Source organism: Caballeronia sp. J97 (assembly GCF_905220305.1).
In the GTDB taxonomy this organism is placed as follows: Bacteria; Pseudomonadota; Gammaproteobacteria; order Burkholderiales; family Burkholderiaceae; genus Caballeronia.
In genome coordinates this window covers 38,010-56,442 of record NZ_CAJMZL010000042.1, presented here as the reverse complement: position 1 = coordinate 56,442, position 18,433 = coordinate 38,010, and the positions used below count along the sequence as shown (strand labels likewise).

General features: G+C 63.6%; 13 protein-coding genes and 1 pseudogene. 10 read left to right on the top strand and 4 right to left on the bottom strand.

Annotated elements, in window-relative coordinates; translation table 11 throughout:
- From U4Y90_RS32730 to U4Y90_RS32720, 3 genes and pseudogenes are all read right to left on the bottom strand, one after another.
- Positions 1-123, bottom strand: a pseudogene (locus U4Y90_RS32730) (peptidase M19); the annotation flags it as partial.
- A 40-nt stretch (positions 124-163) separates the two neighbouring features.
- On the bottom strand, positions 164-1,525 hold the full coding sequence (locus U4Y90_RS32725) for an MFS transporter (protein ID WP_321800946.1): 1,362 nt from the start codon (positions 1,523-1,525) through the stop codon (positions 164-166).
- Between the two features lie 149 nt (positions 1,526-1,674).
- Positions 1,675-2,550: a glycine betaine ABC transporter substrate-binding protein gene (locus U4Y90_RS32720; RefSeq protein WP_321800945.1), complete on the bottom strand. Its 876-nt coding sequence runs from the start codon at positions 2,548-2,550 to the stop codon at positions 1,675-1,677.
- Between U4Y90_RS32720 and U4Y90_RS32715 the strand changes: the two genes are divergently transcribed.
- The 5 genes from U4Y90_RS32715 (at position 2,519) to U4Y90_RS32695 (ending at position 6,705) form a co-directional block, all read left to right on the top strand.
- On the top strand, positions 2,519-2,719 hold the full coding sequence (locus tag U4Y90_RS32715; RefSeq protein ID WP_321800947.1) for a hypothetical protein: 201 nt from the start codon (positions 2,519-2,521) through the stop codon (positions 2,717-2,719). The two genes, U4Y90_RS32720 and U4Y90_RS32715, sit on opposite strands and share 32 nt — an antisense overlap.
- A gap of 227 nt (positions 2,720-2,946) precedes the next feature.
- Positions 2,947-3,867: a hypothetical protein gene (locus U4Y90_RS32710; protein ID WP_321800944.1), complete on the top strand. Its 921-nt coding sequence runs from the start codon at positions 2,947-2,949 to the stop codon at positions 3,865-3,867.
- A 45-nt stretch (positions 3,868-3,912) separates the two neighbouring features.
- On the top strand, positions 3,913-5,916 hold the full coding sequence (locus U4Y90_RS32705; RefSeq protein ID WP_321800942.1) for a SpoIIE family protein phosphatase: 2,004 nt from the start codon (positions 3,913-3,915) through the stop codon (positions 5,914-5,916).
- Positions 5,913-6,341 carry an ATP-binding protein gene (locus U4Y90_RS32700; protein ID WP_321800940.1) on the top strand — a complete coding sequence of 143 codons (429 nt, stop codon included), beginning with the start codon at positions 5,913-5,915 and terminating at the stop codon, positions 6,339-6,341. The genes U4Y90_RS32705 and U4Y90_RS32700 overlap by 4 nt, the downstream gene beginning before the upstream one ends.
- Before the next feature lie 28 nt (positions 6,342-6,369).
- Positions 6,370-6,705, top strand: coding sequence for an STAS domain-containing protein (locus tag U4Y90_RS32695; protein WP_321800939.1), 336 nt, complete (start codon positions 6,370-6,372; stop codon positions 6,703-6,705).
- 4 nt (positions 6,706-6,709) lie between these two features.
- Here the strand turns inward: U4Y90_RS32695 and U4Y90_RS32690 are convergent, their stop codons facing one another.
- The gene (locus tag U4Y90_RS32690; RefSeq protein ID WP_321800938.1) at positions 6,710-7,240 is read right to left on the bottom strand and encodes a hypothetical protein; all 531 of its coding nucleotides are present in this window, start codon (positions 7,238-7,240) and stop codon (positions 6,710-6,712) included.
- A 478-nt stretch (positions 7,241-7,718) separates the two neighbouring features.
- Between U4Y90_RS32690 and U4Y90_RS32685 the strand changes: the two genes are divergently transcribed.
- From U4Y90_RS32685 to U4Y90_RS32665, 5 genes are all read left to right on the top strand, one after another.
- Positions 7,719-8,573 (top strand): lipase family protein, encoded by an 855-nt coding sequence (locus U4Y90_RS32685; protein ID WP_321800937.1) that lies wholly within the window; start codon positions 7,719-7,721, stop codon positions 8,571-8,573.
- Positions 8,574-8,913: 340 nt separating this feature from the next.
- The gene (locus U4Y90_RS32680) at positions 8,914-10,239 is read left to right on the top strand and encodes a metallophosphoesterase family protein (RefSeq protein WP_321800936.1); all 1,326 of its coding nucleotides are present in this window, start codon (positions 8,914-8,916) and stop codon (positions 10,237-10,239) included.
- On the top strand, positions 10,236-12,149 hold the full coding sequence (locus U4Y90_RS32675) for a CHAT domain-containing protein (protein ID WP_321800935.1): 1,914 nt from the start codon (positions 10,236-10,238) through the stop codon (positions 12,147-12,149). The genes U4Y90_RS32680 and U4Y90_RS32675 overlap by 4 nt, the downstream gene beginning before the upstream one ends.
- A 55-nt stretch (positions 12,150-12,204) precedes the next feature.
- Complete coding sequence (locus tag U4Y90_RS32670; RefSeq protein WP_321800934.1) at positions 12,205-17,025, top strand: hypothetical protein; 4,821 nt, start codon at positions 12,205-12,207, stop codon at positions 17,023-17,025.
- Entirely contained in the window at positions 17,022-18,425 is a 1,404-nt protein-coding gene (locus U4Y90_RS32665) for a hypothetical protein (RefSeq protein ID WP_321800932.1), read from the top strand. Before U4Y90_RS32670 ends, U4Y90_RS32665 begins: the two co-directional genes overlap by 4 nt.
- Positions 18,426-18,433 lie beyond the last annotated feature (8 nt).

Sequence of the window (18,433 nt, the reverse complement as noted above, 5' to 3'; positions counted from 1 at the left end):
CACCGACACCGTGCAGTTCACGGCGGTGACGCCGCCCTTTCTCATGTCTTCGAACACGGAGCGCTCGAACTTCGATATGTTCAGTCCGTCGATGATGATGCTCGAATCGTGGAGGCTGCTCATTGCTTGTATCCGCTCGGTATCGTGGTGAGGAGGCGCGTGTTCAGATGGTTCTCTTGATCGCGCGTTCGACGGCCGGACGATCGCTCGCGCCTTTGATCGAAGAGCCCGCTTCCTCCAGCGCGGTCTTCGACGTTTCGCGCAGCGAGAGGCCGCCGATCATCGCGAAGATCGACACTGCGATCAGGTAATACGCCGGCGACAGATTCGTTCCGGTCTCGGAGATCAGCCAGGTCGCGACGAGCGGCGCGGTGCCGCCGAAGATGGTGTATGCGAGGTTGTACGTGATCGCGGAGGCGGTGTATCGCGTCTTGGTGGCGAACACTTCCGACAGCAGCGGAGCCGTGACGACGCCCGACAGCACCGCGCCCACCGCGAGCAGCGCGACGCCGAGCAAGGACCGGGACAGGTCGCCCGATCCGCCGAGCGCGAAGGCCGGATACACCGAGACGATGATGAAGACGCCTGTCGTCGCGATCGTCCTGCGGCGGCCGACCCGGTCCGAGAAGAACCCGGCGAGCGGGCACAGCGCCGCGGCGAAGAAGAGCGCGAGCACGGTCACGAGCAGCGAGGTCGCGCGAGACAGATGCCCGGCGACCTGCATATAGGTCGCGAAATACGTCGTGAACGTGTAGAAGGACAGCGCCGTCACCGAGACGAAGGCGCCGAGCTTCAGGATGTTCCAGGACTGCGAATGCAGGGTTTCCATGAGCGGTGCATGCGCGACTTCATGCTTGCCTTCGAGCGCCTGGAACGCAGGGGTTTCGTGCAGATTCACGCGCAGATACACGCCGATGAGACCGACGGGAGCCGCGATCAGAAACGGCACGCGCCAGCCCCATTCGACCATCGCCGCGGGCGACAGCGACGATTCGAGCGCATAGGCGACCACGGCGGCGCAGGCGAACGACGAGAAGGTCGAGACCGGCACGAAGCTGCCGAAGAACGCGCGGCGACGGCGCGGCGCATGCTCCATCACATAGGCGCAGGCGCCTGCATATTCGCCGCCGGCGGAGAACCCCTGCACGCAACGGATGATCGTGAGGAAGAGCGGCGCCCAATAGCCGATGCTCGCGTAGGTCGGCAGCAAGCCGATCAGGGTCGTGGCGCCCGCCATCATCAGGATGGTGAAAGCGAGCGTGCGCTTGCGACCGATCCGGTCTCCGATGACCCCGAAAAAGAGGCCGCCGAGCGGACGAAATGCAAAGGCAACCGCGAAGACCGCGAAGGTCTTCAGAAGACCGACGGTAGGATCGCCGCTAGGAAAGAACTCGCGCGTCAGGATGGTCGCGAGAAATCCGTAGGCGGCGAAATCGAACCATTCGACGAAGTTTCCAATGGACGCCGCCGCGATGACACGTCGGAGCGTCCTGGTATCCACCTCTCGGGCTGCTTGATCTGGCATGGTCCTGTACCCCTTTCACATGTCGGTTTCGGTCCGGATTGAAAGGAGCGTAAGTGCTCAAATTACTTAGGTCCATACGTGTCGATTACCTAGGTAATCAGGCCGTTTCGCAGATACGAAACGGCCTGCCTGCCGGGGCGGTCCGGCGTCTATTGCTGAAGCCAGGCCTGCACTTTCTCGGGATGGCTGTCGACGAATTTCTTCGCCGCGGCATTCCAGTCGTTCGTCGCGTTGCCGTCGAGTTCGATCGATTCGACATCGGCGAGCGTCAGCTTGAAGTGCCGGACAAACACGTTCGCGCGAGGATATTTCGCCGCGAACTGCTTCGAGGCGAAGCCATGAATCTGCTCGTCGCCGCCCAGGACGCCCTTGGGATCTTTCAGATATCGCATCTTGTACTTCTGCCAGAGCCAGTGCGGGCTCCACACCGTCGCGACGATCCAGCTCTTCGACTGATAGGCGCGCGCAACCGCTGTCAGCATGCCGGCCTCGCTCGCCCGGATCAGGTTGTATCCGGCGAGGTCATATTCCTTCAGCGCCTTCTCCGAGGCGACCATCTCGCCGGCGCCCGGCTCGATGCCTTGAATCGTGCTGTTCAGCTTGGTCTTGACATCGGGCTTGTTCAGATCGGCGATCGACGACACTTCGTTCTCCGGCACGTAGTCCGGAACCGCCCAGCCGATCTTCGCGCCCGAGTAGATGACGCCGAGATCCTCCATGTCGTTCTTGTAGCGGGCGTAGTAGCTTGCGTGCGTGACCGGAAGCCATGCGCCCAGCATCAGATCCACGTCGCCGCGAGCGATGCCCTGGAACTCGATGCCGATGTCCGCGTTGACCAGCGTAACGGGCTGCTGCAGCTTCGTTTCGAGAACGTACTTCGCGGTATAGACGACCGCCTGAGTATCAGCCCAGTTGGCCAGTGTGATCTTGATCGGGTCGGCGGCATGGGCGCTCAACGCGATCGTGACGGCGGAGACTGCAACGGCAGTCTTCATGACGAAGCTTACGGACAAGGCATTCTTCATTGCACGTTCCTTGTATCGGGATGGTTTGATGAAGACCGGCGCGATCGATTCTCCTGATCTATGGTCACGTTCCTCTGCGACAGGCAGCACACTGCAGAGCGCAGTATTCGAGGGCATCGAGACGCCGTCAATGTTCTTCGCTTTTGCTGACGGGTTGAATCCCCGATGATCGCGAGAGGGTTTACGCCTAGCGCAACAGGTCGATGCATTGCTTCGCGTCATGCCTGCCTCGTCGTGCACGAGACAGGTGCGCCTTCGGGAAAGCCTGCTGTAACCGCGCGGCAAAGCCACGAATAGTCGCCTCTTTGGCGCTCTCTTCGGGCTTTTGACCGCGCCGGCCATCGATACACTCTCCGACGTATTCAACCCGGTTTAAAGCAAAAACAAGGAACGGCGATGGCCGACGCTGTGGACCATTACTTCGTTGGCTTGACGCAGCAGGCTTCGGCCGGCGGGCTCGCGCGCCTGCGCGGTCATGGCGCGACGACGATGCCGGCATCGCGCGTGTATCCGGTCGGTGCGCGCTTCAAGGCGTTCGTGCATCCGCTCGTCGCGTTGCTCAACGAGGACGATCGCGTGCGCGATGTCGTCTTGCGTCCCGTGCTCGGGCGTTATGGATCGAGTCAGGAGTTGTCGGTCGGTCTCGAAGTGAAGGCGGCGATCGGCTTCGATGCGGCGGCGCTCGCCGCGGCCGTGTTCTCGCTCGCCGATGCCGCCGCGCAAACCGATGCGTTCGTCGGCCGCGTGCTGCCGCCCGGCGAATGGACCGATAACGCGCGCCCCGGTCTCACCGTGATGTTCCGCGAGCCGAGACGCATCGCGGACACGGTCGAGCTGGTGCGCCAGATCGTCGAGTTTCCGGGCGAAGGCTGGGCCATCGACGGCTTCACGATGATTCCTTCGGCGCAGAGCCGGATCGGCATCGTGCAGGGGCTGCGCTACATCTTTCTTCCCGAGATCAGCATTCGCTGGGACCTCGGCTTGCGTGAACGGCTCGGCGCGAACGAGCACGAGATCGACGTGATCCTGCTCGATCAGGCGACGCGCATCGGACGGCTTTGCAAGACGCTTCAGCAGGACCCGACGATCTCGGCCGCGTGGCTGAGCTGGTTCGACATCATGGTCGCGGGCATCGAGGACTATCGCGAGGTGATCGGCGTGCTGGCGGCGGAGCAGGGCGCGCGCATCGCCGATCCGAAATCGATGACGCGCATGGTCTTCTCCGAAATCCTTCAATTGACGAGCGCAGGCGTGCTGCAAAAGCGCCTGGATCATCTCGGCTTCGTCGGCGCGGGCGTGACGGGCGTTGCAGCCTGAGCGGATGGTCGAACGTGAATGAACCTTCATTGAGCGAAACGAAGTATGTCTGATCTGACGGCGGCCTTGTTCGCCCGCTACAACCGCGTCATGCGCATCGCGTTCGTCGGCGTGCTCATCGTCGCGTGCGCGATCGTCTTCTTGCGCTACCGGCTGACGCTCGACGCGCAAACCTCGAGCGTGAGCCAGCGCATGAACGAGCAGGCGATCGCCCTCGACGCGCTCGTGCGAAGCAGCACCGACGCCGTCAACTCGCTGCGCATCCAGGGGCAGACGTGGTTTCGCCTGCATCCGCAAGGCACGACGGACACGCCGTTGCTCGACGCGCTGCGTCCCGGCAAGCAGCCCGACAGCATTCAGCTCGACGCGCTGCCGCCGCCCTATACGACCGCGGACGCAGGCAATCTGACGGGGCTCGTCGGACCGCGCACGCCGGCGCTCGATCGCGAGCTGGAGATGGCGCTCAGCCTGAACAGCACGTTCAAAACGATCATCGCCAATTTGCCGGGCGCAACGTGGGTCTATTACACGTCCGAGCGGCGCTTCATCAACATTTATCCGTGGGTTGCATCGAGCGATTTCTTTTATGCGGACTCGCTGAAGCAGAAGGATTTCTTCACCGGCGTGCAGCCCTCCGCCGATTCGAAGCACGAGATCATCTGGACCCCGGCTTACGTCGATGAAGCCGGCAAAGGCGTCATGGTGACCGCATCGGCGGGCGTGTACGACGGCGAGCAGTTTCGCGGCGCGGTGTCGCTCGACCTCACGCTCGGCTGGCTCAATCAGTTCGTGCGAAGCTGGCCGGAAGGACTGGGCACGGTGTTCATCGTGAACGATCATGACCAGTTGCTCGCGCATCCGACGCTGGTGCGCGAAGGCACGCATGAAGTGCTGACGGCGGCCGATGCCTTTCCGCAAGCGCTGCGCCCTGACCTGAGCGCGGTGCTGAAGGACGCCGACGGCCGCCTCACGCTGCACGACGATTACTACGTCGAAGCGATCGGCATTCCGCATGCGCCGTTTCGCGTCGTGCTACTGCTGCCGCGCTGGAACATGGTGCGCATGGCGGTGGGAACCGGCGTGCCGAGCATGCTCCTGCTGGTCGTGGCGCTGACGCTGATCCTCTTGATCGCGAGCCGGATGACGTATCGCGACGCCATCGTGCCCGCGCAAAAGCTGGTGCGCTATATCCAGGACGAAGACCGCGGCTCGGTCAAATCGATTCCGGATATTCCGCAGGCCTGGCGTCCGTGGTTCCTCACCATTCAGAACGTGTTCAACGCGCACACGAAGCTCGTGTCGATCCAGCAGGAACTCGACGTCGCGCGCCGCATGCAGCAGTCGATCGTGCCGACGCGCTTTCCGTCGCGCCCGGACTTGCAGATGTTCGCGCGCATGATTCCGGCGCGTGAAGTCGGCGGCGACTTCTACGATTACTTCTGGCTCTCCGACCAGAAGATCGGCATGGTGATCGCCGACGTGTCGGGCAAAGGCGTGCCGGCCGCATTGTTCATGGCGGTGGCGCGCACCTTGCTGCGCGCGATCGCGCCGAGCGCCGCGAGCCCGGGCGCGTGTCTCGCGCTCGCCAACGATCTGCTCGCGCAGGACAATGAAGCGACCATGTTCGTCACCTTGTTCTACGGCATACTCGACACGGCCACGGGCGAGCTCGAATACGCGAATGGCGGCCACAATCCGCCTTATCTGATCGGCCCGGACGGCGAGGTGTCGCAATTGCCGGGCACGGGCGGCATGGCGCTCGGCGTCATGGAAGGCACGCCGTTCAAGGAGGGGCGCACGCGTCTCGAAGCGGGCTCGACGCTGCTGCTCTATACCGATGGCGTCACCGAGGCGTTCAATCCCGCCGACGAGGAATACGGTGAATTGCGTCTCGCGCGGCACCTGGCCGGATCGACGCTCGCCGATGTCGAAGTGCTGCTGAAGCGCATTTTCGACAGCGTCAATCAGTTCGCCGATGGCGCGCCCCAGTCCGACGACATCACCTGCCTCGCGATTCACTACGGCGCGTCAGCGTCGACGACAGCATGAACGTGACCGACAACCTCGACACGCAACTGGATGCGAAAGCGCCGGACATCGACGAGCTGGTGAATCGTTTGCAGGCGCTTTTCGACGCGCGCGGCATGCCGCCCGCAGTGTTCCAGAGCTTCGCGATGGCTTTCGACGAAGTCATCTCGAACATCGCGGCCTATGGCTCCGCGCACGATCCGATCCGCGTCCGCGTGACGATCGGCGCGGACGAAGTGCGTGCCGAAGTCATCGATGACGGCGTGGCGTTCGATCCGCTCCAGTTGCCTGAGCCCGATGTGACGAGCGAACTCGATGATCGCGCGGTCGGCGGGCTGGGCGTTTATCTCGTGCGCAAGATGATGGATGGCGTGGCCTACGAACGCCGCGACCGTTTCAACTGTTTGAACTTTTACAAGCGCGTCGTCGCGAAGCCGGGCGCGTGAGCGCGTTCGAAGATCTATCGAGGAAGAAATGAATATCAACGAAATCCGCGAAGGCGAGGTGCTGGTGATCGCCGTGGAGGGACGCATCGACAGCACGACGTCCCGCCAGCTCGAAGACGTTTTGCCCGAACGCGTGCAGGTGAGCCCGCGCGTGCTGCTCGACATGAGCGAAGTGCAATACGTCAGTTCGGCCGGGCTGCGTGTGCTGTTGAAGGCGGCGAAGATCGCGCGCAGCACGGGGCATGAACTGGTGCTGACGGGCCTCTTGCCGCAGGTTCACGAGGTGTTTCAGGTTATCGGCTTCGATTCGCTGTTCCGCATTCTTCCCGATCGCGCCGCCGCGATGGCGGCGCTGGCGGCGTGAGGATTCAGCGTTCGGCGAGCATGCGCTTGACGATCAGCGCGAGCGGCACCGTGAAGCAGAAATGCGACATGAATCCGCCGATGATGACCACGGGATCGAAATAGTCCGGATGATTGTTCGACGCGATCATGATGGCGGCGTGCATCACGATCCACGCGACGATTGCGTAAAAGAGCGCGACGAAGGTCGCTTCGTAGCCGCGCCGGCGGAAGTGCGGCCAGATCATCGCGAAGAGCACGCCCCATGCGATCGCGAACACGAAGTGAATGCCGGTGCCGATGACGTATGCCCAGATGCCGATCGACTCCTGAAACGCCTTGCCGAACACGAGGCCCGTCGCGTTGCGCGGGATGCCCGCGAGCGGCATCAGATGTTGCGCGCCGACCCATATCAAGGCCTCGTAAACCCAGATGATCAACGCGCCCGCAAGGCCGCCCGCGATGCCGGCGCGCAGCGTCGCCTGCAGCGAGGCCTTCGACGCGGGCGTCGTCCCGCTTGTGAATGATTCGGTGCTGACGTGCGTGTTGGTTCCCATGTTCGCGTCTCCGGATGCGCAAGTAGGTGGCGTCGGAGAAGCAGGTTAGGACGCGACGCATAGTCACGAAAAGCATCGGGTTAACCAGATGCGATGCGCCTGGTTTCCAGTTTCAGTGGCGGCACGCGTGCGACGGCATCGCCGAATCGCGCTTCCCTGCTGCCTTTGAGCGTGCGATCGGCAGCCCGGGCGCACGAGCGTCTGCCATCGAAGGCGATAAACAAATTAGATAGGCCGCGAATACATTCGCATAGCCGCGCAGATTACAGAATTGCAGGAATTGCGTCGTGCGCCGGGGAAGCCGCGACGTGGGTGCTGCGTTGCGATAAGCCATCCGAATCGATCGGGAACCTCCGTCTGCTATGCCACACAACCGCGCCGGTTCTTGTTCCGTATCGTCTGAGCGCCGTCTATCCTGAAGCGTTCCGAAGCCGCGCTTCCTGAGCGCCGGCACGGCGTGACGAAGCGGGAGATGCGCATGCCCACCATTGCCTACGATGCGAGACGTGACGCGCTGTACTCGCCCCAAGACGATGAAACGATCTTCGACGATCGTGTGGAGTACAAGATTCCGGCGATTGCCGCGGAATTCGCACGACTCGCCTATGTCCACGCCGAAGACGCCGGGCCTCAGTTCGACCGGCTCACGCAGGCGCTCGCCAGGGTGCGTTTCGGCGAGCCCGTGCTGTTCGGTAACCCGGACACCGACACTCAGGGTTTCGGCGCGCTCCGCGCAGACGACGGGCTGGCGATCGTATCGTTTCGCGGCACGGAGCCTGGGAAACTGACGGATATCGCTGTCGATCTGAAGGCCAGCCTTACACCCTGGAACGAGAGCGCCGGGCGTGTTCACGATGGCTTCGCGACCGCGACGAGAAGTGTTCTTCCCGGCGTGACGCAATGGCTGGAAGCGACGAAGAACGGGCGAAGGCGGCTCGTGCTGACGGGTCATAGTCTCGGCGCCGCGATCGCGACGTTGGCCGCGAGCGTGTGCCGACCGAACGAGCTCGTTACGATCGGGTCGCCGCGCGTCGGGAATGCGGATTTCGTCGCGACCCTGGCCGGGGTCGCCATCACGCGATTGGTCGATTGCTGTGACCTCGTCACCGAATTGCCCCCCGAACTGGGCGGATACGTCCATGCGGGTTCCATGACCTTCATCGACGCCGACGGCACGCTCGATCCTTCACCCGATCCGGCGTTCGTGCAAGCCGACCGCGAGGCGGCGCGCATCGCTTATCTGCGCGCGTATGCATGGAAGATCGGCAATGTCATGATCCGGGATCTCGCCGACCATGCGGCGATGAACTACATCAGAAGTCTCGTTCCGTGATGAGCCGGCTGGCATGGTGCGGGCGCCGCCGCTCGCGGACCGATGGAGTCCGCGCCGAACGACCGGTTGATTCTTCGCAGGAAAGCGCCGTTCGCCGTTCGATCCGGTGCGCCGCGCTCGCACGTCCCCGACGACATGTTCCGGCGGGACCGTCCGGTGGTCAGGCCAACAGAAACCGAATGACAGGGATGACAAATAAGAATTACAGAATATTATTAGAAACGTCTCGCTGCCATGCGAGGCGAGCCGGCGTGCGGCCCGGTCACGCATCGCGCGGCGATGGGTCCGGCACGGACCAGGTCACGGCAAGCGGAATCTGATTGCTTCCAGGAGGCGTCGAATGATTCTCGAGATCCTGCAGCGACAGTACATGGCTCAGGCCTGCGATTACTTCTCCCGGCAACTCGGCTCATTCTGCGAAACGGCGCGGCGCGACGCTCAGTTGCGCGCGCAACTGGAGCACGAGAGCGTCAGTCTGCAGGACTTGCTCAACCTCGACGCGCAGGTGCAGAACACGGCGGCGTCCGTCGCGGCCCATTCGAATGCCGACGCATGCTACCTTCCCCGCGACGGCGCGGCTTCGTTGATGCAATCGCTCTTTCAGCGGTATTGCATCACCCATCGCCTGGTCGACCAGAGCGGCGTCCAGAATGCGAGCGAAGCGGATCATCCGATCAGCGATGTCAGTCTCGGTGAGAACGGGCTCGGCACGGCCGGCGAGGGTCTCTTCGAACGCATGGGACAAACCGACATCCGATGGCTGGCTTGCGTCGGCGCGAAGGTATTCAGTTCGTTCGGCGGCAAGCGGCCTTTTCCGCCGGATGCCGCGCCGCCTCGCACGATCGCTGCGAACGCGCGGGTATTTCTGGTGGGCGACTGGGGCAGCGGAGTCAGCCGGGCGCGCAAGATCGCAAGCCGGATCGCGACGATGCTGGAAAGCGAGCCCCAGCGCGATCAGCACGTCATTCATCTGGGCGACGTCTACTACTCGGGTTGGCCGGAGGAGTACGACGATCACTTCCTGCAGTTCTGGCCCGTGCGGCCAGGCAACGAGGGCCGCGTCGGGTCATGGTCGCTCAACGCGAATCACGACATGTTTTCGCAAGGCGCTGGCTACTTCGGGCATCTTCTCAAGGACGCGCGATTCAGCGGGCATCGGGGCAGCAGCTACTTCTCCCTGGAGTCGGACCATTGGCAGTTGCTCGGGCTGGATTCCGCGTTCGAGGATGGCACGCTGGCGGGCGAGCAGTTCGAGTGGGTGGAGCATCGACAGAAGACGCTGCCGAACAAGAAGCTCATCCTGTTGACCCATCATCAGCCCTTCAGCGCTTTCGAGAGCGAGTACACCGCTCTGCAGCGACTCTACGAGCGCAACGAGGTGACGGCGTGGTTCTGGGGGCATGAGCATCGCTTCGCGGTCTACGACCCGCGCCCGCGCCTGCCGTTCGGCCGCCTCGTGGGGCACGGCGGGGTGCCGGTCTATGCGCGCCCGGCGGCGGCATCCACTCCCGACGGCGTGCGTCACGTAGGAAACGGATTCTTCCGGAGCGGGCTCGACCGTTTCGCGTTGTTCGGCTTCGCTGTGCTGAATTTCGACGGACCTCGGATCGGCGTCGAATACATCGACGAGCACGGCAATATCGAGTTCTCGGAAACACTGTCATGAGCGATACCTTCGTATTGCAGATACGCGCGCTGGAGGACGCTGGCAGCTATCACGTTTGTCTGATGCACCGCGACGCGCAAGGACAGGTGCACACGCTGGAGCACGGTATCCCTTGCGTGATGACGCTGCCGGAAACCGAGGTGGCGCGCCTCGAAAAGGTGCTTCCGGATACCGGGGTTTCGCCCAGCGGTTTGCCGAAAGAGGGATTGCAGCTCTATGAACGGCTGCCCGCGGCGATCCGGGGCAGGATCGAGCCGTTTCTCATCAAGCGACAGACCACGATTCTGCTCGACATCGCCGATCGGGCCATGCAGCGTATTCCCTGGGAAATCATGATGTGGCGCCGGCCGCTCGCCGACGGCGAGCAGTGCGAGTCCATCGCCCGGGCAAACCATATTTCCAGAGCGTTCAAGCCGGACTGGAGCTGGTCATCGCCGCTGACGCGCGGCCCGTTGCGCGTGCTGATCGCCATAGGCGCGGCGAACGACGTGAAGGTGGAGGCGAAGGCGGAAGAGGAGGCCATACGCCGTGTGGTCCAGCCCGTGCAGCGCACGATCGATCTCGAACCGATTACGCCGGCGACGCGCGAGGAACTCTACGCCAAGATAGTAGAGTTCAAACCGCATGTGTTCCACTTCATCGGACACGGCTCGAATGACCCGTCCTATCTCAAGTTCGACAACTTCATATGGGATGGCGGTCTGATCAGTTCGGATATCGGCAACGTCGAGACGGATGGCTGGCTTCCCTATCTGGTTTTCCTCAACGGGTGCCGGACTGCCAATCCCGCGGGAAAGAATGCCTCACTCGCGGCGGCGTTCATGGACAGCGCCCGCGCCGTCATCGCCATGCAGGGCGACATCAAGGGCGAAGCGGCCGGCAACCTCGCCGGCGCGTTCTACAAGCGCATCGCCGAAGGCATGCCCGTGAACGAGGCGCTTTCCGCGGCGCGCAACGGCATCGGTTACATAGGCGGGGCAAATGGGAAACAGGCATCGTTCCCGGCGCTCACGACCCGCTGTCTTCCGGCCGTGGTCCTGCCGCAATTCTTTTCACCCGACGCGTCGTACAGCAATCGCGCCAAGAACTGCCGCCTCCTGTCGTCGCTTCCGGCATTCGTCAACCAGACGTCGAACCGGCGGGCGCTGTGCCGCAGTTTCTGGCCATTCCAGGAGCGCGAGAACGAGGATCACTTCGTCGTCGTGCGCGGCAGCCCCGGTTACGGCAAGTCGCTCCTGTGCGCGTGGCTGCTGGATCTCGCCTTGCGGGTGGGACATCGCGTTCGCTACGTGCAACTCGCCGATGAGCCCGGCGGTGTAAGTTGCGCGCGCGTCCTCGAGTTGATCTGGAAGTTCAAGTTCGCGGGCGTCGGCTCTCCGCTGGCCGACCCGTTGCCACCGCTTCCCGGCCATCTCGACGCGCTCGTGACAGACGAGCAACCGCTGGATGCCGGAAGCTATCGGGAGTTTCTGCTTCAGTTGCAGGAGATTTCCGCGAATACGCCCGTCACCATCGTGCTGGATCAGCTCCGGCAGAAACTGGACTTCGGCGGATTCTGGATGCTTTGGGAGCACCTCTTCGTTCCACTGTCGAATGGCGACTTGCCGAACGTGCATCTGATTCTCGCCCTGAGCGACGAGGACTTCGAGCATTACGACATCCCCAGGGAACCTGTCCGCCGGCCCGCGCTGGACATTCCATACGGTCAGGTGAACTTGCAAGCGATCGCGCGCAGGGAGTTCCTCGACCGCTTTCCCGAATACGTGCTTCACCGAAGCAATGACGTGGAACTTTCCAGGATGGCCGGGGATTGGGTCCACAAGATCGCGGGCAATGAGCCTTCGTTCCCGATTTCCTATTTCAACATCAAGTACAAGCAGTTGCACGAGCTTGTCACCCCGCATTCCTGAATTCATGGAACTCAATCCAGTCGGCGAGGGGCGCCTTGCCTTGCTCAGAGCCCGGATGGCAAGCGGGCAAAGCTTCGAAGATCTCGTCAGAGAGTTTTCGCCGGTATCGGAGGCCCATCTCAAGTTGATGCAGCGCGCGTCGGCGGCTTCGGTGTTCGATCGCGAACTGTATGAGCGGGTGATCTGCCCGGAAGGCTCGGAGTCTTTCGAGCGCTTCGTCGAGGACGACGACATCGCCATGATCGGCACGGAGAAAGAGGTGTATCGCGTGACCGACCTCGCCGTCGTGCGTCATATGGAAGCATGGCTGGCGGGTGGAGGGCGGCGCGGCGACGTGATTGCTTTCATGTCCGAAGTCCACAAGTTCCTGGAGCGCGCGGACGATGCACATTTCGATGCGCTGCACCGACTGCGGTTTCATCTTGTGGCGGAGCCGGAAGCAGGCCTCGCCGAATTCATGCGCCAGTTCCGCGCGGCGGACGACGAATTCCGGCTGGCGACGTGCAACGTGCTGCTGCTCGTGCTGCGCGATCTGGATCTGCTGAGCGCGGGCGCGAAGCAGATCGAACTCAGGCTGCTCAGCCAGGAACAGCGCGACAAGCTCGGCGAGCTCGGTCCGTATGTCGCCATTCGCGGCCGCTTTGCCGATGAGTTCGTGAAGTCGGCCCCGTACCTTCAGCGCGGCGAGATCGAGAGACGTCTCGAAGGCTGCCTGACGGATCCGGCGCAATGGATGTTTCCTGTTTTCGGCGCCGGCGGACACGGCAAGACCATGTTCGTTCGCTGGCTGATCGCGAGGCGATGTCTGCCCTATACAAAGCGTTTGCCGGTCGCGAAGCTGGACTTCGATGATGTCAACACGGCGAGGCTCGTGCAGTTCCCGTGGCTCATTCTTCTGACGCTCGCGGAGCAGATCAACCGGCAGGTCGCCGGGGCGCCGTACGGCGAATTTCTCGATAACTATCTGGTCTTCATGCCGCTGCTGCTGCCGAATTCCCGCTTGCCGCACGCGTTGTTGATCGACAGCGTCGAGGATCGCCTCGCCGGTCCGTCCTCGCCGGGGAGGGCCATCGTCCAGGAATTCGCGCTCAAGCTGGGCAGTGCGCCCGTCGTCGTGGTGCTCGACACGATAGAAGAACCCGTGCTGCATTTTCCGGGCGCACTGGATGGCGTGCTGGACATGTTCCGCGAGATCCGGGCCATCGGCAAGGGCGATCTCAAGAACGATCTCAAGCTCGTCATATGCGGGCGCTACGATCTGCGCGAGCGCAAATGCCTGAAGCCGGATGAACCCGACCCTGTCCAGGTGGGCCCGTTTTCGCCCGACGAGTCGCGGCAATATCTGTCCGAGCGCAGGCGCGTCAACCCGCTCCTCATCGACGCCATCGTCCAGAAAGCAAACGGCAATCCCTTCATTCTGGCGCTGATAGCGGATCTGGCCAACTCGAACCCGAACACCACGGTCGAAGACGTGAACGCGTTGCGGCCCGAGTACGAATATCTGATCGACCGCGTGATCAGGCGCATTCCGGAGTTTCAGTGGATGGTCCGATGGGTCGTCCGCTATGGCGTGGTTCCGCGGCGCTTGACGCGCAGCTTTCTCGAAGCCGTCATGAAGTCGCATATCCGCCGCGAGATCACGTCCGAGACCGAGGCCGAAGCCGAGCATCTCGACGAGCTCACGCTGTATGCCAGGGACTTTCCTCGCTCGGGCGGCATGGAAAGGGAAATCGATATCGGGCTGCTGTGGACGCAGTTGCGCGCTTACGCGGACTCCGTCGGCTGGCTGCGCGCGGGCGATGACGAGATTCGCTTCCAGCCCGATATCGTGGGGCCGATGCATGACCTGCTCAAGCGCGAGCGCATTTATCGCCGGCTTCACGAAGAAGCATGCCGATGGTTCGAGGAACTCGCCAGCGCGAAGAGCGCTGAGCCGGCCGCCTGGGCGAGCAGCGAAGCCGAGGTGTTCTACCACATGCTCAGGCTGCAGCGGCAGGACATACAGGAATGGTTCACCGCGCTGCTGGAGCGCCCCGAGGCACAAGATCCGCAGGCGCGCCACGCGCTGATCGAGATCGTCGTGATGCTGCTGCCCACGCCGGAGTCCGTGAAGGACGACCAGGGCCAGAGCCTCGTCTCGTATCGCTTCGTGTGGCAGGCGCACTTCGAGCTGGCGCGCCAGGCCGCGGGCATCGGATGGGGACCGTGCCGGCTTCAGCAGCCGCCGGCATCGGTGCGAAGACTTCTCGATTCCATGCGCTCGTTCGCCGAGGCCGACGGCGCGCTTTCGGTCTCCGAAGCCGACCGGCGCGCGGTGCTGCTCATCGAACTCGCGCTCGATGTTCACGAGCGCGATCACGCCCGCGCCATGCTCCGCTGGCAAAAGATCGAGCGCATGGGCATTGCCGGATTCGCGGACGCCGATGCGTACGCGTACTACCTGCTGCGGGCCAGAACGCTGATCGGACTGAACGATGATCGCGCGCTGGAGGGGTATCGCGATGCAATGACCCTCTCCTTGCGTGACGGCACGTCGAATTGGGACATCCTCAACGAGTGCTGCGTCCGGTTGATGATGTCCGGACGGGTCGACGCGAGCCTGGGACTGATCTCCAGCACGCTGCGCGAGTCGGCGTATGTCTCGCCGGAATTCCGGACCAGCGCTGCCGAGCTCTATCTTCGGGCCGGCGATTTCGCGCTCGCGGAAAGTCTTCTGCTGCAGCCCTACGTCGACGGGACCGGGCCTTCGTCCGCCAGCGCGCGGCTGGATGCCCGCGCGCAGCGAGTGCTGTCGCTTTGCTCGGTCGCGCAGGGATTCGCGCCGCGGCTGCCCGAAGCGCCGGAGATGCTGGCGGACGATCCGCTGTTCGATCCGGCGCGCCTGGACGAACTGAACGGCCGGCTGCTCGCCTTCGACTATCAACTCGACGAAGCCTGCACCTTGCTGCTGCGCGCGGCGCATCGTTATGCGGGCGCCGGCGACCGCGCCGGCGCGGCCGACTGCCTGTTGCAAGCGGTGCGTATCAGCAAGGAGCTGCGCGGCGATCTGACTGGCGCGCTGCAAATGCTCGATCGCTCCACCGCCGTGGACTCCGGGCCGCTGACGATCGAGCGCTGCCATCTCGCTTTCCTGTGCGACCGCCAGCCTCATTCGCAGCAGCCGTCCGATGAGTCCCGGCTCGCCTGGCACGAGCACGTGCTTGCGCTGCTCACCATCATGGACCGTCGCGCGGACGGATTTCATCTGGCTGCATGGATCGACTATGTCGCGTCCATCGAACATGTGCCGTTGCGCTACGCCGCGCTGCACTGGTTCCGCTGGCTGCCGCGGCTCGAAGGGGTATCGCATTTCGAGGACGAGCTGTTGAGACTCGCGCCACTGCCGCAGCCGGGCACGCGCGACTACTTCGTCCGGGTGCTGGTTTGCATCGACATGTTGCGCTGTCTCGGTTCGACGCGTACCGCGACCCTGATCCAGGACGCGATCAAGGAAGCGCTCGCCGTCGGCGCACAGGTGATCGAGCGCCTCATCGATGCGGGCTATCGCGCGGGCCATGTCCCGCAGGAGCTTGCGCCCCTCCTCGAACGATGCCGGGATGACGCGAGCGCACGCGATGTCGCCACCCGCATCCGCCTCGCTCATGCGCTCCTCGAGCGCGGAAAAGGCCGCTTGCTGGACAAGATGCAACCCGTGCCGCCGTCATTGCCCAAGGGGCTGCCCGGCTCCTACTTCGAGGCGCTCGCGGCGCACAACCGCTGGCTGTCCGGCCGCGACGAAGCTCAGGCGCGGGCGGCGCTGCGAATCCTGCTTGCGCTGGGACGCGAATCGGAGGCCCGCAGAATCGCAACGGGGGTCAGCACCGGCTTGACAGAAGTGGCCCCGGGCGCCGACGACCGGTACTCCGTCTACATGGACGGCTTGCCCGATCCCGTGGAAGATCTTCGCGGGAGCGAAGCGGGTTCGATCGCCGTGGCGCGCCATCTGATCGGCGAGAGCAGGGAGCAGTTCATACGCCGGATGCGCGAGGCGGTGCCTCTTCCCGCGCTTTCCTCGCCGGTAGTGGAAATGATCACGGGCCGCGAGGCGACTCAGTCGATTCCGTGGGAACTCGCTTTGCCGCGCGACAGCGTATGTTTTCGCTCGACCCGCGATTTTCGGCCCACGGCGCGTACGCACTGGGGCGAACAGGTGATCGACGTGATGCCGCAAAAGCTGCGGCGCATGATGAATTATTTCGCGCCCCTGTCCGTCGTCATCCTTCGGCCTCCATCCGTACTGCAACGCAAGAATCAGCGCGGCTTCGACGTGCTGGCGAGCCGCACGCTGGCGGAGATCCTGCGCGCGCATGGCTCGAAGGCGTACGAGCCGGACGAGCTCACCCTGGAAGCCGCGCTCGCGTTGCTCGAAAAGACGCGTCCGAGTCTCGTCGTCATCCAGGCGTCGATCGTCGAGCGTCGCGGGCAACTCTGGATCGATCTGCCGCTTTCCGACAGCGGCGCCACCGGATCGCCCATGCTCGACGCGGACCGGTGCGCGAGCCTGCTGCGCCATGCGCGCACGGAAAGGGAGCCCGTCGTGATGCTCGCGCCGCCACGGCCTTCGACGGAAATCGAGACGGCCCGCCAACTGCTCCTGCGCAACCAGTTCGCGGCCGATCTCGCCCGCAAGGCGCATATTCGCGCGGTCCTGGGTGCGGGACTCTTCAAGCCGAACTACGTCGAGCTCGCGGCGGAGCGCCTGGCCTTCATGATCGCCGGGCGTCCCCGGCTGAAGGATATGTTGATGCTGTATCGCAAGGAGCTGCGCGGCGTAGACGTGTTCTGCACCGAAGCGGCGATGCTGCTCACGTCCGATCCGGAGTTCGTGCTGAAATGACGACCGGACTCGCGGAGCGCCGGATCATCGCGCTGGAGCAAAAGATTCAGGCGTTGAAGGCCGAATTCGATGCGTGGCTCGACGAAAGCGCGAAATCGGGCATATTCGCCCGCCATCGCTCGCAGATCGTCGCGTTGACGGGCCACCTCGCCGGCCTGTCGTCGCAAACGCAGCAGGTTTTCGACGAGGCCAGAAGAGAAGGCAGCGTTCTGGCGGAGGGCCGGAATATCGAGTCGCTCGTATTGGGTATCCGGCGGATCTGGGAGTTCTTCCGCGCGAAGCTCATACAGCGCCGCGATCTTTCGATGTGCGCTTTTCTGCAAGCCGCCGACGAAATCGCGTGGTACTGCTACAAGCCGATGCTCGATCGAAATCCGGAAGCGCGTCGACAACCGCCGCTCGTTTTTCTGAACGGCGGCCTGTCGCCGTATGCGCTGAGCCGCGATCACGCATTCAGCGCCGAGGCGGTGCCGGGGCAGGGGCTCACCGGCCCCTCGTATGACGCGATTCTGCAAAGCCTGCCGATTCCGGTGATCGGCGTGCCCTGGTCGCAACTCGCGCATCTGCCGGATCTGCCCGTGGTCGCGCATGAAACGGGCCACGCGGTCGAACACGACTTCGGGCTCCGCCCGGCGGTTCTGCGCAACCTGGAGGGGGCGCTGGCCGAGGCGCCGTTGCGTCTTCGCGCGTGGCTCGCCTGGTCGGACGAAGTATTCGCGGACCTGTGGGGCTGTCTGACACTGGGGCCGGCGTACGTGAGCTCGCTGGTGGATTTTCTCGCGACCGACCGCTCCCGGATTCAGCACGAGATTCCTGACAGCCACGGCCGTTATCCGACCCATCGTTTGCGCATCTCGCTGGCGGCCGAGGCGCTCAGGCGCATGGACTTCACGGACGATGCGCAATCGATCCTCGGCTTGTGGGCCGCGGAATACGACCCCGCGCAGCCGGGCGATTACGAACGCGACGTCGCCGGCGTGGTCGATGCGATCATCGGACAGCCGCTGTCCGGCGCCGGCTCAACCGTGACCTTGCTGGAACTCGGATCGGCGCGGCTCAACGCGGACGATTGGGATTACGCCCGGCAGGGCGCGAGAGAGATCACGCAATTCGGCGAAGCGCCCCATTCGGCGAATCAGATTCTTCGTTGGGTGGCGGCGGCGCGCTATCTCTACGATCTCTCGCCGTCGGACTACGCACTCAACGGCTATGGAAAGATTCTGCTCGATCACAGCGCCGAGCTGATCGATCCGAGAACACGCCACGCCGAAGCCGCCCTCGACGAGGCAGACGAGGAGAAGCTGACCTCGGATTCGCAACTCGACGCGCAACGGTCGTTCGACGCATTCGTGCGCTGGTCCACCGCCGATGGCGAGGACCAGCGCCGACAAGCCGGCTGAGCCCGCCG

Coding starts and splice junctions, on each gene's coding strand:
- U4Y90_RS32725 (WP_321800946.1), bottom strand. CDS start 1,525: ATGCCAGATCAAGCAGCCCGAGAGGTGGATACCAGGACGCTCCGACGT.
- U4Y90_RS32715 (WP_321800947.1), top strand. CDS start 2,519: ATGACGAAGCTTACGGACAAGGCATTCTTCATTGCACGTTCCTTGTAT.
- U4Y90_RS32720 (WP_321800945.1), bottom strand. CDS start 2,550: ATGAAGAATGCCTTGTCCGTAAGCTTCGTCATGAAGACTGCCGTTGCA.
- U4Y90_RS32710 (WP_321800944.1), top strand. CDS start 2,947: ATGGCCGACGCTGTGGACCATTACTTCGTTGGCTTGACGCAGCAGGCT.
- U4Y90_RS32705 (WP_321800942.1), top strand. CDS start 3,913: ATGTCTGATCTGACGGCGGCCTTGTTCGCCCGCTACAACCGCGTCATG.
- U4Y90_RS32700 (WP_321800940.1), top strand. CDS start 5,913: ATGAACGTGACCGACAACCTCGACACGCAACTGGATGCGAAAGCGCCG.
- U4Y90_RS32695 (WP_321800939.1), top strand. CDS start 6,370: ATGAATATCAACGAAATCCGCGAAGGCGAGGTGCTGGTGATCGCCGTG.
- U4Y90_RS32690 (WP_321800938.1), bottom strand. CDS start 7,240: ATGGGAACCAACACGCACGTCAGCACCGAATCATTCACAAGCGGGACG.
- U4Y90_RS32685 (WP_321800937.1), top strand. CDS start 7,719: ATGCCCACCATTGCCTACGATGCGAGACGTGACGCGCTGTACTCGCCC.
- U4Y90_RS32680 (WP_321800936.1), top strand. CDS start 8,914: ATGATTCTCGAGATCCTGCAGCGACAGTACATGGCTCAGGCCTGCGAT.
- U4Y90_RS32675 (WP_321800935.1), top strand. CDS start 10,236: ATGAGCGATACCTTCGTATTGCAGATACGCGCGCTGGAGGACGCTGGC.
- U4Y90_RS32670 (WP_321800934.1), top strand. CDS start 12,205: ATGGCAAGCGGGCAAAGCTTCGAAGATCTCGTCAGAGAGTTTTCGCCG.
- U4Y90_RS32665 (WP_321800932.1), top strand. CDS start 17,022: ATGACGACCGGACTCGCGGAGCGCCGGATCATCGCGCTGGAGCAAAAG.